We start from the raw sequence: 14,472 nt of genomic DNA on the forward strand, positions 1-14,472 counted from the left end.
TGATATACAAATAATTCTCAAATTATAGCGGTTTACCAAAATCATGGCAGAAGTACAAACACGAAAAAATACGGCAGTGGATCCATTGAAGCGTCCTCCTCATTCGGCTGAGGCTGAGCAAGCCATTATCGGTGGATTGATGCTTGATAATCAGGTTTGGGATAATGTGAATTCAAAATTATGCGAGGCAGATTTTTATCGCACAGAACACCGCATTCTTTATCGTGCCATTGCCGAATTGGCGAAAAAAGAACATCCTTTTGATGTTGTCACGCTGTTGGATACCCTAAAGTCAAACAATGAACTCGATGATGCTGGTAGCGAAACCTATCTCTTTGAGTTAGCCAATAATACCCCCAGCGTAGCCAATGTGTCTGCTTATGCAGATATCGTGCGTGAGAAATCAGTGCAACGCCAATTAATTGCTGTTGCCGGACAAATTGCCGATGCGGCTTATAATCCAGGTGAAAGAGAGGTCACGGAACTGCTTGATTTTGCTGAAACGAAGGTATTTGCTATTGCGGAACAAACGGGTGGTGATAAAGGACCCGAAAACATTAAATCAATTCTTGCGAAAGCAGTGGAAAAAATTGATACACTTTATCACAATGGTGATGCGCTCACTGGACTGGCAACGGGACTCAGTGATCTTGATGAAATGACTTCAGGTTTACAACCTTCTGATCTGGTTATTGTTGCAGGTCGGCCTTCGATGGGTAAAACAACCCTGGTCATGAATATGGCTGAACATGCAGCGATCAAGTCAGGGAGGCCGGTATTGGTTTTCTCCATGGAGATGCCCGCAGATTCACTTGCCATGCGGATGATGTCATCTTTGGGACGGATTGATCAACATCGCATTCGTACTGGTAAGTTAGATGATGATGACTGGCCGCGTGTAACGTCTGCTGTACATATGTTATCTGAAGCGCCTCTCTTTATTGATGATACGCCGGCACTAAGTCCAGCGGAAATGCGAACTCGCGCACGGCGTTTGGCCAAAGAGCATGGTCGCCTTGGGCTGATAGTCGTGGATTATCTCCAGTTAATGAAAGTGCCTGGTTTCAAAGCGGATAATCGTACGGCAGAGATTTCAGAAATTTCACGGAGTCTAAAATCATTGGCCAAAGAATTGGAAGTTCCAGTTGTTGCCTTGTCGCAGCTTAATCGTAGTTTGGAGCAGCGCCATGATAAACGGCCAGTAATGTCTGATCTGCGTGAATCGGGTGCGATTGAACAAGACGCGGATTTAATCTGCTTTATCTATCGTGATGAAGTTTATAATGAAGATAGCCCCGATAAAGGGGTGGCGGAAATTATTATTGCCAAACAACGTAATGGTCCGATTGGCAAAGTTCGTGTTGCCTTTCTTGGTAAATACACGCGTTTTGAAGATTTGGCTTTTGATGGTTACCAAGGGGTAGATTAACGTGACTAGGCCTACTCGGGTTCAAATTGACTCAACAGCGCTTATATATAATTTGAATCAGGTGAAGCATCATGCACCGAATGCCAAGGTTATCGCCATGGTTAAAGCGAATGCTTATGGTTGTGGTATACCAGCTGTAGTACCTGTACTTGAAGGGCAAGTACATGCTTTTGGTGTTGCTTGCCTGGAAGAGGCAATGGCTATTCGTGCTTTAGGGGTGCGTAGTGATTGTGTACTCTTTCAAGGGGTATTCAGTGCTGATGAGTTATATACTGTTGCGGCGCATCACTTTCAATGTGTGTTGCATCAACCGCATCAGTTACAGTGGTTATTGGCTACGCCGTTGCCTTCTAAAATTAAAGTATGGGTTAAAGTAAATACCGGTATGCATCGCCTGGGCTTTCCACCTGACGATATCTACGAAGTCATGAATGCGTTGCATAATTGTCCCTGGGTTGATGATGAAATTGGTTTAATGACTCATCTTGCCTGTGCTGATGAACCGGACCATCCGAGTAACCAAAATCAATTGCGGCTTTACAAAGAACTTGATTTACCGCCATTAAAAATCATACGTAGTATCAGTAATTCTGCTGCCATATTGACGCTCCCTGAAACCCACGAAGACATCGTGCGGCCTGGCATCATGCTCTATGGTGTGTCTCCCTTTGGAAATAAGACTGGCCAGGAACTGGGGTTAATGCCAGTCATGCGTTTTGTTTCTGCTATAAGCGCTCTCCACCATTATCCGGCTCAGGCAAGAATTGGTTATGGTGGCACTTGGCAAACTGCGAGACCATCTGTTGTAGGGGTAGTGGCGGTAGGCTATGGTGATGGCTATCCTCGCCATATCGCGCAAAATACTCCGGTTTGGATAAACGGCTATCTGGCCCCCATTATTGGTCGGGTATCGATGGATATGTTAACTGTTGATTTAACAGATTGTGCGGAAGTAAATATTGGTGATCTGGTTGAGTTGTGGGGGCAACATATCGCGGTAGAGACTATTGCGTTGTCAGCTGGTACTATTGCTTACGAATTGCTATGTCAATTTTCTCCGCGGGTACGCCAGGATAAATTGTTATAGCATTAGGGATTGTTTACATTTCTCTAGCGAAATCTAAACAGCCCAATGACGGTTGTGGATAATATCTAAACGTGATGGTAGAATAGCAACCGATTTTACAACGATTACGCAGGTGAATTCGCATGAAAAAATTAGCGTTGGTATCAATCTCCCTATCCGTGTTTATTACTGGTTGCGCCCAAGTAAACAATGAGGGAATAGGAACGGTGACAGGGGGTGTTGTTGGCGGTCTTATTGGTAGCCAGTTCGGTAGTGGTTCAGGCAAAGTTGCTGCAGCTGCTGGTGGCGCATTATTAGGAGCTTATCTGGGTGGTAATATTGGTCGCACAATGGATCGCCTTGATCGCTTGGAAATGCAAAAGGCTTTGGAAACTGCACCAACAGGACGAGCAGTAAATTGGCAAAATCCGGATACTGGTAATCGTTACACTGTTCAGCCGACAAGAACGTATTATACGAACCAACAGCCTTGCCGCGAATACATTACAAAAGCAATTATTGGTGGTAAACCGCAACAAATCTATGGCAAAGCTTGCCGACAAGCGGATGGTTCCTGGCGTGTAGTAAGCTAAGAGCTAATCTGTTATCTATCTATGTCGGGCCCTTTGGCCCGACATTCACATTAAGGCTAATGAACCCTAGTGAGCATACCAAATGCTGTTGTTATACCCGTCAGGGTAAGAGACGCCATACCACTTATTCGGTTCATTATATCCATAACCAGCGTAGTAACCGTTATCGATGTAGGAACCATTTTCATAATAACCAACAGCGATAGGGTCATAGGCTGGGCCACTACTTTGGTAAATGGTGCAACTGCTCAAAAATATAACGGGAAAAAAGACTACTAGTAGTGGAACAAGTTTCTTCATGATGGCATCCAAGCATGGTCTATGTAATTAAAAGTATAGCTAAATTACTTGGATAATTTGGGCTGTCTCAACTGGCGATGTAATAGTACGGTCGTCCGGTAATTCGATAGTTAGCTTCTTTCTGGTTACTGGTGGCGCTAAAAAGGTTATGCCAAGTGAGTCTGAAATAGTTAACTTCTTTAGAGATATAGACGCTGCAGGATCCTGGGCAGTTAATTCGTTCGCTGGTGCCAAATCCGGTCTTGGCTCAGCTAAAGGTGATATAGAGGCTTCTGAAATTCTTCGCCTATTGAGTGGCGGCAGTAGAAATGGCAAAACTTCCTGAGCGGCTTTCTCGTTACTGAGAGGCGCTAAAGGGGGTGAAAAAGGAATCACAGGGGAAGTAAATTTTAGCTGTGCACCAACGACCTTATCTCCTTGTGTACAATTTTCAATAGAAACAGCAGTGGCGTTTTCTGCCACATCATAGAGAACCTTTGATTGGTTTGGCCCCTCTAGTAAATGGCCTGTTAACAAGAGATTCAAGATAATTGCCAGTCCTTTTCCGGCACCCCCAAAATAATAATGCTCTATCTTTCCTTTGCTTGAAGTGAAGGTATTGGCATTATCTGCACTGCTAAGGCTGCGCTTTTTGTAATCATGATTTGCAATATAGGCAGGAAAATTTTGGATATAGTGAGTGGGAAAGCCACCGCTATTATCTTTAATAACTACTGAAACAGCGTCCTTATCATTCAAGTCAAGTTCGATACTCATTTCCAATTGAGTCGTGGATTGCTGGTTTTCTACATAATTCTTTAAAATGGCATCAACGCTATTTTTCAAGAGCTCAATAAAAAAACGATCAAGTGTATCTATAACCAGTGGAGCAGACTCTAGGTAGTTTGCGTCTAAAAAATTAAAGCCTCTTTCTTGTGCAGGCTTAGCCCATAATGCCTTGATAGCTGGCCAGTGCAATGCTCCACCCACACCAGTTAAGGTCTCTCCAAGCAGAGTGCGAAGCTTTTTAAAGGGGGTGAATAACTCTTGATTAGCAGGTTCGGCTGCATGCTTGACGTAAGCTTCACAGTAACTTTTTAAATCTAAAGATAACTTTACGACAAACGGATTAGGGGTAGGAGCGATTTTGATTGTAGTCATAGGGGGTAGTTAATTTAAATCCAGGTTGCTCGAATATTATCATGTCGCTCTTAAAAAGGGCAAACCCATGATTTTTGGAGTGACCTGATTTGAACGGAGTAGTCAGAAAAACAATACAGAACCTGTTCTTATAGTAACGCATTGGGTTTGGTTTACTTCTGGAGAGACTGTTGCGCATAGAATGTCCAGATACTATTTGTGCTATATTTAAACAGTATCTGATACGTTGCTTAATCTATTTTTTGTAGTTAGAACAAAGTAGGCGGATGAGAGGTTTAAATTACAACATTCTTTCAGGGAGCGAGTCATGGCCGACCTAATTTTTTCCGCTTTGCCACAACCAAGGCGTCCTATTGTTTATGTTCATCCTTATGTCACCGTAACACAATGCGTTGAAATGATGACTAACGATAATATTGGTGCCCTTGTTGTATTGGATGATGATACGAATTCTAATCTTCTGGGAATGGTGACAGAGCGAGATATCATTAGGTCTTGTCTGTTCCAGGGGTTGGATCCAAAAAAAGCAACTGCAGCCGATGTACTTTATTCGGATGTTAGTGTCTTAAATTTGTTTGACCCTATTGAATTGGCTATGGAAACCATTACCAAGACAAAGAGACGCCATGTTCTAGTCTCTGAACAAGGTAATCTGGTTGCTATTCTTTCAATTGGTGACTTGTTGTTTCATTTACTTGAAGACAAAACACGCGTCATTGAACACCTTGAAAATTATATTCATACCTCTTATTAGAATTCATCAAATTGTACTACTACCATAATGCCGGATAAAATCCGGCATCCGCGTCTTCATGAGATCTATTTCGATAACCCAACTAAGTCGTTTCGGTAATTGGTTTTGTCCTTGCGGCCAGAATCATGCCAGCAAGCTTTTTCAGATCAAAATTAATATTGAGATAGGGTTTATTAGTGAATGAAATGACACCAATTTCAGCACTGGGAGTGAGTTGGATATGACTAGTGACACCATTGACCCAACCATTTTTGGTCAGTTGGACGGGAAGACCCTGGGCTGGAAAATCGACGGTCCAGCCTAGTGCCATGGCATCTTTACCAAAATCCAGGGGGTTATCAAATTGGGATTGGTAAACATAGCTGGCCTGAGCAAGAATCGTATCTTGTAGGGCTGCTGGTGATTTACTCAGTTGATAACGGGTGAACTTTAATAAATCAGCCATTGTTGAATAAATTCCACCACTGGGTTGTTCAAAACGAAATTCCCAATCTTTTTTAATCAGATCACCATTGAGCCAATAACTGGCTACTTTGCGTTTGGTCTGTTCGGGGGATAAGGTGACAGTGGTATCGACTAATTCCAGTGGCTTACTAATGAGTAGTTGTAGTAAATTGCCATAATTAGTATGCATTTCTTTTGCTAATAATTGACCCAGTAGGCCGAAAGCGACATTGGAATAAAGGTAATGGCTTCCAGGGGCATAAGTGGGTTTGTAACTTTCATACCAACTGATGAATTGGGGCATGTCGTAGGGATAATTAGTTTGATAATCATTATCTTGCGGAAGAGTTGGTAGCTGCCGTGGAAAACCAGAGCTATGGGTTGCTAAATCCAGCAAGGTAATTGGATGTATTTGTTTTCCTGTTCCATTGAGCAAACTATCAATAGGCGTATTAAGTCGTACAACACCCTGATTGACCATTTTTGCGAGCATTTGCGTAGTAAACACCTTGGAAACTGAGCCAATAGGCCATACCGTATTCATCCTGGGACGCTGACCATTGTTTTTTACTGTTTCACCACAACTAATGACTGCTCTTTCATTGCCAGAGATGATCCCAATCATGAGCGCTGGAACGCTACTCTGTTCAAAAATAAACGTTTGAACATAGCTCGTCATTACAGCGAGGGGGAGTGTTTTGATGTTCTGTTGTTCTATAACCTGGCATTCTGGTATAGCTGCTTCGGTGAGGAACGGGAGAAATAATCCACAGATAACGCTTAACATTCTTGTACTTATAATCATAAAATATTCTTGCCTCTATAATAGCTGGATTTGAAAATAGAACTTAATGTACAACTTAACAAGATGAGTTGTATAGTGATGACATTATTGCTAATGAAGGAATGAGCATGCGGATCGCATTAAAAATTATTTTGAGCACACTTCTTTTTTGTTCTGTTTCTAGTGGATTTGCTGAGATAGCTGCGCCAGCGTGGTTTAGTCTGGATAAAAACAAGCAAGTCAAACTGCGGGTCGAGCTGTTTCTTTCTTCTGTGTGCCCTCATTGTAAGAAGGCAGATGAATTTTTTCGTACGTTGGAAGCGAAGGAATCCTGGATTGAAGTCCATCGTTACATTATCAACGAAGATAAAGTAGCGTTAGAGTTTTTTAATCAGCGATTGCAACAACAACACGTGGATAGTTTTGCTATGCCAGCCATATTTTTTTGCGATTCTCGCTGGGTAGGATTTGATAGCGCAGAAAATAGCGGTAAGGTGCTATTACGGGCTTTGAATTATTGCCATCAGCAAATTGTTGCAGCCGATCAATTAACACCGTTAACTCGCACTCTGCTTAAACAGTGGGCGACAGCGAGTTGGTACGATATGAGTATTGAATACAAGCCTTCTCCAGCCCTTTTTATCCCTATGATGGCTTTAACGGATGCCTTAAATCCTTGTGCCGCATTTTGTATAATGGCTTTGTTTGCATTTCTGTGGTTAACACCAACTCAATTAGCCCAATTCACCCGGGGTATTGCCTTTATTGTGGCGGTCGGGTTGGTACATTTTTTCCAGCAAGCCTATACTGCTGCGTTTTATCATACCTGGACTTGGTTATCTATTTTCTCAGCTTTGCTTGGTTTAGGCCTTTTGGCCTACGTGGGCTCTAATTATTTTAAAGTTAAAACGGAAAAACCAATTTATATCACGGGTATTTTAGTCGTGCTTACAGCCATGGTTATACAGGCCTATCAGCAAACCTGTACACCCAGCTTTGCGCTTGTATTTGAACAGTGGCTTGCTGCACAGCCTGTATCGCCTACAAGACTGGCGCTTTATCAATTGGGCTATCAACTTATCTATTTGGTGCCTTTGTTGGTATTAATAATTGTTTTTTCTTTTTTGAGCCACTCAAAGTCCCTGGAAAAGCGTCGTTTGGTCATTACTCAGGTATCTTGGATGATTTTGACGATTATTGGCTGTTTCTTCATTTTTTACCCCAAAGGCTTATCCAGTCTCTGGATTTCTTTTGTGGCGTTGGCGGTTGCTATATTACTTGGATGGCTGACTGCAAAGCGAAGTGCTTAGCTCGTTTTAATAAGCTATCTAAAATTGATTTTCTTATCTGGAGTTATATAACCGCTATGAATCTTGGCGAATAAAATGGCCAAACCACCTTTTTTGCCTATTCCTTGTGATGTGGAGCAGGGAAAAACTTATTTCTGGTGCGGTTGTGGCAAGAGTAAGAAACAACCTTTTTGCGATCGAAAGGATTGCGGCGATAAATGTGTTCCTTATCGGGCTATACTTACAGAAACGATTTTTTTTTGTGGTTGCAAGCAAACAAAAGAACCACCCCTCTGTGATGGTTCGCATGCCCAGCTGGCACTTGACTACTTAAAGAAACGTAAGCAGCAACTTTGAAGGGATACTATCATGATGGATCAGCAGTTAAAAAGGAAGGTTGTTAAGACAATTACTCAATACGAGCAACAATACGACAAGTTGCAAATGGAAGTTAATGCCCTTAAAGGCACCCTTAATGAATTGAGTTTGCAGGCATTAAAGGAAACAGCGCAACTGGAATCCGGGATCAAGATCAAGATTAAACAAATTAAAAAGCATATTACTCACTCTGATTCTATTGAAGATTTAGCTCATAAAATCCAAGAAAATTTAGTCGTGATGGAAAAACAATTGAAAGACTATAAAGCAAATGAGCAAAAGCGTTGGCAGGATAACGAGCAAAAAATGATGGCATTGGAAGAGAAGCTCATTAAAATAGAACGTAAGGGTGAGGAAATTAAAAATCTCTTATCCAATGAAAAGATTAATTTAAATCGAGATAGCTTAACTGGCCTGCCAAATCGTACTTTGTACGGCGAATATATCTCCTATGCCTACTACCGTTGGCAAAGGGGCTTTGGTGATTTATCACTTGCCCTGGCAGATATCGATCATTTCCGAGAGATCAATGAAAAATATGGTCATTTAACTGGCGATAGGATACTGCAAGAAGTAGCCACTATTTTTAAAACATCCATTCGTCGTGCTGATTTTTTGGCGCGCTATAGTGGTGAAAAATTTATTTTCATATTTGAGAGGACTCAACAGAAAGATGCAGCGATGGTTCTGGAAAGCCTGCGCAGAGCAATCGAAGAATGCCAATTTTTTCATGATAAAACAAAGATTGACGTAACAGTCTCTTTTGGCCTTACTACTTTAACACAAGGAGACGAGTTGGAAGGACTTTTGATCAGGGCAGACAAAGCAGTTTATCAGGCAAAGATGGGTGGTCGGAATCAAGTAACAACACTTTAGCTGTCAATAGCTATAAATAATCACCTACTATTAAAAAACTTGATCTAAACTAGTTGATTTGGGATCATCAGTGCATTCAGATAGGTGAGTTTTTGTATGAGTAAGTTAATTGATATTCCAGTTGTCGTTGAAAGCGGCCAAAAATACAAAACACCACAAGGTTTTGTTGCTATCAAAGATGGGGTTAAATCGGCCGGTTTATCTTCTGAGCGTTTGCCCAAACCTAAATGGTTACGTATCGTTAATCAGACCACGCCTGCTTACAGTCAAGTAAAAGAGCAAGTTGTAAAACACAGACTTGCTACAGTTTGTGAGGAAGCAAAATGCCCTAATATTGCCGAGTGTTGGTCTCACGGTACGGCAACGATTATGCTAATGGGCGCTGTTTGCACGCGAGCCTGTCGATTTTGTGCTGTAGATACGGGAAATCCACATGGCTGGCTTGATACGGAAGAACCTGAAAATACGGCTAATACAGTTGCAATAATGAATCTTGATTACGTGGTGCTTACTTCAGTAAATCGAGATGATCTGGCTGATGGTGGCGCCAAACATTATGCCGACACGATCCGGGCTATTAAAGCACGAACTCCAAAAACGAAGATTGAGGCATTAACGCCTGATTTTCAGGGAATAAAAAAAGATATCGCTGTTCTTTTGGATAGTGGTGTGGATGTTTTTGCACAAAATGTTGAAACAGTGGAGCGCTTAACGCATCCTGTCAGAGACAACCGTGCCGGTTATTGGCAAACTTTGAATGTTTTGGCCTATGCCAAACAATATCGGCCTGATGTTTTAACAAAAACCAGCCTGATGCTTGGCCTGGGGGAGACGGATGAAGAAATTCTCAAGACAATGGATGAGTTACGAGCACAAAAAGTGGATATCTTAACCTTGGGACAGTATTTACAACCTACCAGAAATCATTTGCCAGTTGCTCGTTACGTCACACCAGAAAAATTTATTGAATTTCGTGAAATTGGTCTCCAAAAAGGATTTTTCGAAGTGGCTTCGGGGCCTTTGGTGCGTTCAAGCTATCGCGCCGATCGTGTGTTTAAGCGAGATAATCTCGGTTTATAAACGTTTTTTGAAGAGTAAGTTATTTTTCATAACAATCTGTTGTCATTGCGAACAACGTGAAGCAACCCAGTATAGAGTTCTAACAAAGCCTTGTCCCGGGTTGCTTTGACCAGGCTCGCAATGTACCCATGAACGCTTGCTCTAAAGATGCTCTAACCCAGGTAAAACACAGTGAAACCGTGTTTGAGAATTGGCAAAGATTATTTTTTTGTATTTCCACTGTTACTTAATACCACATACCTGACACGATTGATAAAAACCAACAATTGTAAACTTATCTTCTGCCAGGCGGTTTAGTTCTTGTCGTTGTTCTTCCCAGTCTGCTTCACTTTGTCCTTGGGCAAGTGCAGTACTTTTATAAGCATCATGTCCAGCCAGGAGCAGTTTTTTACTGCGCTCCGTAGTTAACAGTGGTTGTATGAGGTTAGCATCTTTTATCTTGAATCCGTTTTTTTTCATCCAATAGACAAGTTTCATACCAAATTCGCCATCTCGCTGTACACCATCAACTTCGTTATCAGGAGAGGGTATGTCTTGACGATTGTAATGCCAGGCTTTGGATGGGGGATAGGAAAAGGCTGCACTAATAATGCCTTCCTCTGCGATATAAAACCCGCCTTTGTTTAAATGGTGATAAAAAAGGTTGATTGCTTCCCGCGGACTGTGTAAGTGATGCAGGACGAAGCGGCAGTATATTAAATCAAAAGTCTCATGATGTTTGTCCAAATCATAGACAGAAAGTTCTTTAAACAGTATATTTTTGTCCTCTTGCCGATCACAATATCGTTTGGCTCTTGCCAATTGTGCGGCACTGATATCAACAGATAAGACCTGGCCCTGTGGGCCGACCTGTTTAGAAAGGTAGTGAGTCATAAGGCCTGAACCACTACCAACATCCAAGACGCGCATTCCAGGCTTAATGCCATTGCGCTCAATGAATGCCTGGGTAGTTGGATTAAAAGAGAGATCAAGAATATCGTAATCGAGGCCTTCTTCGGTTATTTCAAAATCATAACGCTCTTTATGTTGATCGCTCATGGAGTCTCCGTATCCCGCGCAGGTCGGGCTCCTAGCCCGACGCAAGCTTGTTGCTTGAATAGGTCGGGCCAAGAGCCCGATCTACGTTATTGTTTTATATGGTAGTCAACCATTTGTTGCAACTGCTCCTTCATCGTATAGGGAGGTTCCCAGGCCAAAAGTGTTTTTGCTTTATCAGAATTAATCTCTAAATTATTCAATAATTGATCGGCCAATTTGGTTTTACCAATGCGACGAAACCCCCATTCCAACACTTTATGCGGTATAGGCAGAAGGACAGTCTTTTTACCCATTGCCTTGGAGAGTTGCTGCAGTAATTGAGTAGTAGTGACTACTTCTCTATCAGCAACCAGGAACAGTTGATTGGCTGCTTGAGCATCCTCAACACATCTGGCAATAAAATCAGTGAGATTAGCAACCCCAATAAATTGACGTCTGTTTTTTACTTTGCCAAAAGGAAGAGGGAGTCCTTTATTGACAAGATTTAACAATTTTTCGAAATTGCCTTTAACCCCTGGCCCATACACGAGAGGTGGTCTAATAATAACCAGCTCCATGTTAGTAGCGAGTTGCTTTAACCGCTGTTCTGCTTCCCATTTGGCTTGGGCATAAGGTACCTGAGGATTGGGCTGTGAATTTTCATTAAAAGGATTGGCGTGGCTAGTATTTCCTAACACACCAATACTACTGATAAAAATAAAGCGTTTAACACCCAGACGGTTTGCTTCTTTGGCCAAATGCTCGGTAGCCTGACAATTGATTTGCCGGAAGGTCTCCAGGGGATTATCACTTGTTTCACGCAGAATATGGGCTCTCGCTGCACAATGAACAATGGTATCCACACCCTGGATGACTTTATCCCAATTGGTCTCGGCAGTTAATTCACCCAAATTATAGATAGTCAGTTCGTCCAGTTGCAGCTGTTTTTTGAGTTGCGACACTGACCGCAAGGCTGACTCTGAGCGAACAGTGGCTCTTACTTCATAGCCATTTTGGCCTAAAGTTTTAACTAATTCCTGCCCTATAAAGCCACTCGCACCAGTAACCAGAATTATCTTATTGGACATATTCGTCTCTTTTGCGGTATTGCTGAATACGATCAAGCAATTTACTGCAAACCATTTTCACTGGCGAATAATCGTAATTATGGCTCTTCAAGGCGCGCATTATCTCTTTATTTTGATTGAAAATATTTTTTAGTGATTTATTTGTAGTACCGCCTAAGCGCATTTTGATCATCACTTCAGGAATATAACTGACCTTGATGTTATGTGAAAATAGAAGACGTAATAACAATTCATAGTCAGCTGCTAACTTATAGTCCAGATTGAAAAGCATGCCATAGTTATCATGAACTTCCCTGCGTGCATAAAAAGTGGGGTGGGCAGGAATCCATCCTTTGGCAAGGAGGGCTGAATTATAAGGACTGGAACGCCAGTAGCGTGCAACCTGATTGATATTATCCTGATTAACGTAAACCAAATCTCCATAGCAGGCATCTACTTCAGGATCTGCCAGAGCTTTTACTACATTACTAAGCACATGCTTATTGGCAAGCATATCATCTGAATTCAAGAGGCCAATGACATCACCCGTTGCTTTAGAGACTCCTTTATTCATTGCATCATAAAGGCCATTATCGGGTTCTGAGGTCAGGTAGGCAATGTGCTCGCGGTTTTTTTCAAGAATTTCTAGCGTACCATCAGTAGAGCCGCCGTCAATGATGATATGTTCAATGTCTTGATGAGTTTGCATTTGAATTGTTCGCAATGTGTCACGAATTGTTGCTTCGCTATTGTAACATGCGGTAACAATGGAAATTTTCATAGTAACCTCAAATTAAGATTGTAAAAGTGGGAAAGGGCGTATCGTTCTTTGAACCATAACAACGAAGGCATAACCTAATAAAACCAAACTTGCACCGGCTGATGAAAGCGCGGCTCCTACGAGCCCATAGTGTGGCACTAAAACGGCATTACCTACAACCATGATAAAAAAAGAAGCAAGATTGATTAACAGGATCAATCGATCACTGTGTTGGGCATAAAGAGTATACAACGGTACATCGGCGACGCTGCGACATGCAGCACCAAACAATAGGAAATAGAAGATATGTAAATTAGAAAGATAAACCGATTTATTGATAAGGTTCACGAAGGGGTAGACAAGCGCTATGCTTAAGGCAGAAAACACGAGGACAAAAGCAGTCGTATATTTAAGCATATGCATTGCTTCGCCATAAAAAAGCTGGCGATCATTCTGTTTCCACGCTGCTAACAGTTGTGCCAACCGCATTTTGGACACCCCGGTATTGACCAAATTGTGTAAAGTTACACTGAGGCCAGCATAAAACGTGTAGATCCCAACTGCTTCCATTCCGCAATAATAACTCACAAAAAAACGCTCTATGTACAGGAGGCTTAAAGCCGAGAATGCAGTTACCAAAAAGGGACGTGAAACTTTCAAACCTTGCCACATTGTTTTCCAGCGCACGGGATGTATCCACATGCTCTTCCACGGAAGATTATAGAGGGCTGTAAACCCTATAAAAATACTAAAGGCTGCCCCTGTAATCCAGACAATAAAAATAAGATTGAAATAGCGGCTGGCAGGAAAAAAATAGAAAACTGGCAGCAAGATATAGATCCAGAGTCCCTGGCGAAGAAAATAAATGAAATTGGCTAAATAAGGACGAGACAAGGCAATAAGAATCCGCATCAACTCGTTGGAAGCGTGCTCGAATATAATAAGGATGAAAAACCAGAAACAAAGTGAATAGGGTACAAGGCTCAAATAGAACAGGATATAAAAAGCCGGGGCGGTCAGGACGAAGGTAAGCCCGTAGAGAATGAATTGATCTCTTATGATAAGCACTTGTTCGATTTCGGAAGCGCCCACCAGTGTCCTGGATGTGTAGTTATAAAACTCCAGACCAAGAAAGAAAAGGGCATAGGCCACTATGGCGGCCATAACACCGTACAAGCCAAGTTCACTGGGTTGGAAATACTGCACTAAACAGATTACTAATAAAAATTTTGCTGCCAGGGTGAGACCCCGTATAGCAATTGCTGACAAATTGTAAAACCAAGAAAAACGCATCAATTAATAACATCCTTAAATGGGTTTTGGCCTGCTTTTCCCTGTTTCGAACGATGAAAATCAGCAAAAAGAGTTCGAATTATCCTGTAGAGCTAAAGGTTTGGCAATCATTTTATAATATGTAATCCCATCTGGCTGTATTTTTTTTGATTATTTATCGGAAGAGGCCGGCAGGACGACAGAATAGTATAAAAATAACACA

The 14,472-nt window shown here is 41.9% G+C and carries 14 protein-coding genes; 8 read left to right on the forward strand and 6 right to left on the reverse strand.

The window, feature by feature from the left end:
• Nucleotides 1-43: 43 nt before the first annotated feature.
• From dnaB to Lfee_RS05280, 3 genes are all read left to right on the forward strand, one after another.
• Nucleotides 44-1,429, forward strand: a complete 1,386-nt coding sequence (gene dnaB, locus Lfee_RS05270; RefSeq protein WP_058444604.1) for a replicative DNA helicase — start codon at nt 44-46, stop codon at nt 1,427-1,429.
• A 1-nt stretch (nt 1,430) separates the two neighbouring features.
• Nucleotides 1,431-2,516, forward strand: coding sequence for an alanine racemase (gene alr, locus Lfee_RS05275; protein ID WP_058444606.1), 1,086 nt, complete (start codon nt 1,431-1,433; stop codon nt 2,514-2,516).
• A gap of 122 nt (nt 2,517-2,638) precedes the next feature.
• Entirely contained in the window at nt 2,639-3,088 is a 450-nt protein-coding gene (locus Lfee_RS05280; RefSeq protein WP_058444608.1) for an RT0821/Lpp0805 family surface protein, read from the forward strand.
• A gap of 339 nt (nt 3,089-3,427) precedes the next feature.
• Here Lfee_RS05280 and Lfee_RS05290 read toward each other — a convergent pair whose 3' ends face one another.
• Nucleotides 3,428-4,528 (reverse strand): hypothetical protein, encoded by a 1,101-nt coding sequence (locus Lfee_RS05290; protein WP_058444612.1) that lies wholly within the window; start codon nt 4,526-4,528, stop codon nt 3,428-3,430.
• 307 nt (nt 4,529-4,835) lie between these two features.
• Between Lfee_RS05290 and Lfee_RS05295 the strand changes: the two genes are divergently transcribed.
• A complete protein-coding gene (locus Lfee_RS05295) occupies nt 4,836-5,282 on the forward strand; it encodes a CBS domain-containing protein (protein WP_058444614.1) in 447 nt (148 codons plus the stop codon).
• An 82-nt stretch (nt 5,283-5,364) separates the two neighbouring features.
• Here Lfee_RS05295 and Lfee_RS05300 read toward each other — a convergent pair whose 3' ends face one another.
• Complete coding sequence (locus tag Lfee_RS05300; protein ID WP_058444616.1) at nt 5,365-6,531, reverse strand: serine hydrolase; 1,167 nt, start codon at nt 6,529-6,531, stop codon at nt 5,365-5,367.
• 107 nt (nt 6,532-6,638) lie between these two features.
• Here Lfee_RS05300 and Lfee_RS05305 point away from each other — a divergent pair, with 107 nt between their 5' ends.
• The 4 genes from Lfee_RS05305 to lipA all read left to right on the forward strand — a co-directional run bounded on the left by Lfee_RS05305 (nt 6,639) and on the right by lipA (nt 10,133).
• A complete protein-coding gene (locus tag Lfee_RS05305; protein ID WP_058444618.1) occupies nt 6,639-7,820 on the forward strand; it encodes a glutaredoxin family protein in 1,182 nt (393 codons plus the stop codon).
• Nucleotides 7,821-7,895: 75 nt separating this feature from the next.
• Nucleotides 7,896-8,156, forward strand: coding sequence for a CDGSH iron-sulfur domain-containing protein (locus Lfee_RS05310; protein WP_058444620.1), 261 nt, complete (start codon nt 7,896-7,898; stop codon nt 8,154-8,156).
• 12 nt (nt 8,157-8,168) lie between these two features.
• The gene (locus Lfee_RS05315; protein ID WP_058444621.1) at nt 8,169-9,053 is read left to right on the forward strand and encodes a GGDEF domain-containing protein; all 885 of its coding nucleotides are present in this window, start codon (nt 8,169-8,171) and stop codon (nt 9,051-9,053) included.
• A gap of 96 nt (nt 9,054-9,149) precedes the next feature.
• Nucleotides 9,150-10,133 carry a lipoyl synthase gene (lipA, locus tag Lfee_RS05320; RefSeq protein WP_058444623.1) on the forward strand — a complete coding sequence of 328 codons (984 nt, stop codon included), beginning with the start codon at nt 9,150-9,152 and terminating at the stop codon, nt 10,131-10,133.
• Nucleotides 10,134-10,355: 222 nt separating this feature from the next.
• Here lipA and Lfee_RS05325 read toward each other — a convergent pair whose 3' ends face one another.
• The 4 genes from Lfee_RS05325 to Lfee_RS05340 form a co-directional block, all read right to left on the reverse strand.
• Nucleotides 10,356-11,171, reverse strand: a complete 816-nt coding sequence (locus tag Lfee_RS05325) for a class I SAM-dependent methyltransferase (RefSeq protein ID WP_058444625.1) — start codon at nt 11,169-11,171, stop codon at nt 10,356-10,358.
• A gap of 86 nt (nt 11,172-11,257) precedes the next feature.
• Nucleotides 11,258-12,238: an SDR family NAD(P)-dependent oxidoreductase gene (locus Lfee_RS05330; protein WP_058444627.1), complete on the reverse strand. Its 981-nt coding sequence runs from the start codon at nt 12,236-12,238 to the stop codon at nt 11,258-11,260.
• On the reverse strand, nt 12,228-12,998 hold the full coding sequence (locus tag Lfee_RS05335) for a glycosyltransferase family 2 protein (protein WP_058444629.1): 771 nt from the start codon (nt 12,996-12,998) through the stop codon (nt 12,228-12,230). Before Lfee_RS05335 ends, Lfee_RS05330 begins: the two co-directional genes overlap by 11 nt.
• Nucleotides 12,999-13,010: 12 nt before the next feature.
• The gene (locus tag Lfee_RS05340; RefSeq protein WP_058444631.1) at nt 13,011-14,270 is read right to left on the reverse strand and encodes a lipopolysaccharide biosynthesis protein; all 1,260 of its coding nucleotides are present in this window, start codon (nt 14,268-14,270) and stop codon (nt 13,011-13,013) included.
• Nucleotides 14,271-14,472: the final 202 nt, after the last annotated feature.

Origin of the sequence: Legionella feeleii, from assembly GCF_001467625.1 — a bacterium.
Taxonomy (GTDB): domain Bacteria; phylum Pseudomonadota; class Gammaproteobacteria; order Legionellales; family Legionellaceae; genus Tatlockia; species Tatlockia feeleii.

Coding starts and splice junctions, on each gene's coding strand:
- Lfee_RS05290 (WP_058444612.1), bottom strand. CDS start 4,528: ATGACTACAATCAAAATCGCTCCTACCCCTAATCCGTTTGTCGTAAAG.
- Lfee_RS05295 (WP_058444614.1), top strand. CDS start 4,836: ATGGCCGACCTAATTTTTTCCGCTTTGCCACAACCAAGGCGTCCTATT.
- Lfee_RS05325 (WP_058444625.1), bottom strand. CDS start 11,171: ATGAGCGATCAACATAAAGAGCGTTATGATTTTGAAATAACCGAAGAA.
- dnaB (WP_058444604.1), top strand. CDS start 44: ATGGCAGAAGTACAAACACGAAAAAATACGGCAGTGGATCCATTGAAG.
- Lfee_RS05305 (WP_058444618.1), top strand. CDS start 6,639: ATGCGGATCGCATTAAAAATTATTTTGAGCACACTTCTTTTTTGTTCT.
- Lfee_RS05340 (WP_058444631.1), bottom strand. CDS start 14,270: ATGCGTTTTTCTTGGTTTTACAATTTGTCAGCAATTGCTATACGGGGT.
- lipA (WP_058444623.1), top strand. CDS start 9,150: ATGAGTAAGTTAATTGATATTCCAGTTGTCGTTGAAAGCGGCCAAAAA.
- Lfee_RS05310 (WP_058444620.1), top strand. CDS start 7,896: ATGGCCAAACCACCTTTTTTGCCTATTCCTTGTGATGTGGAGCAGGGA.
- Lfee_RS05315 (WP_058444621.1), top strand. CDS start 8,169: ATGATGGATCAGCAGTTAAAAAGGAAGGTTGTTAAGACAATTACTCAA.
- Lfee_RS05335 (WP_058444629.1), bottom strand. CDS start 12,998: ATGAAAATTTCCATTGTTACCGCATGTTACAATAGCGAAGCAACAATT.
- Lfee_RS05300 (WP_058444616.1), bottom strand. CDS start 6,531: ATGATTATAAGTACAAGAATGTTAAGCGTTATCTGTGGATTATTTCTC.
- Lfee_RS05280 (WP_058444608.1), top strand. CDS start 2,639: ATGAAAAAATTAGCGTTGGTATCAATCTCCCTATCCGTGTTTATTACT.
- Lfee_RS05330 (WP_058444627.1), bottom strand. CDS start 12,238: ATGTCCAATAAGATAATTCTGGTTACTGGTGCGAGTGGCTTTATAGGG.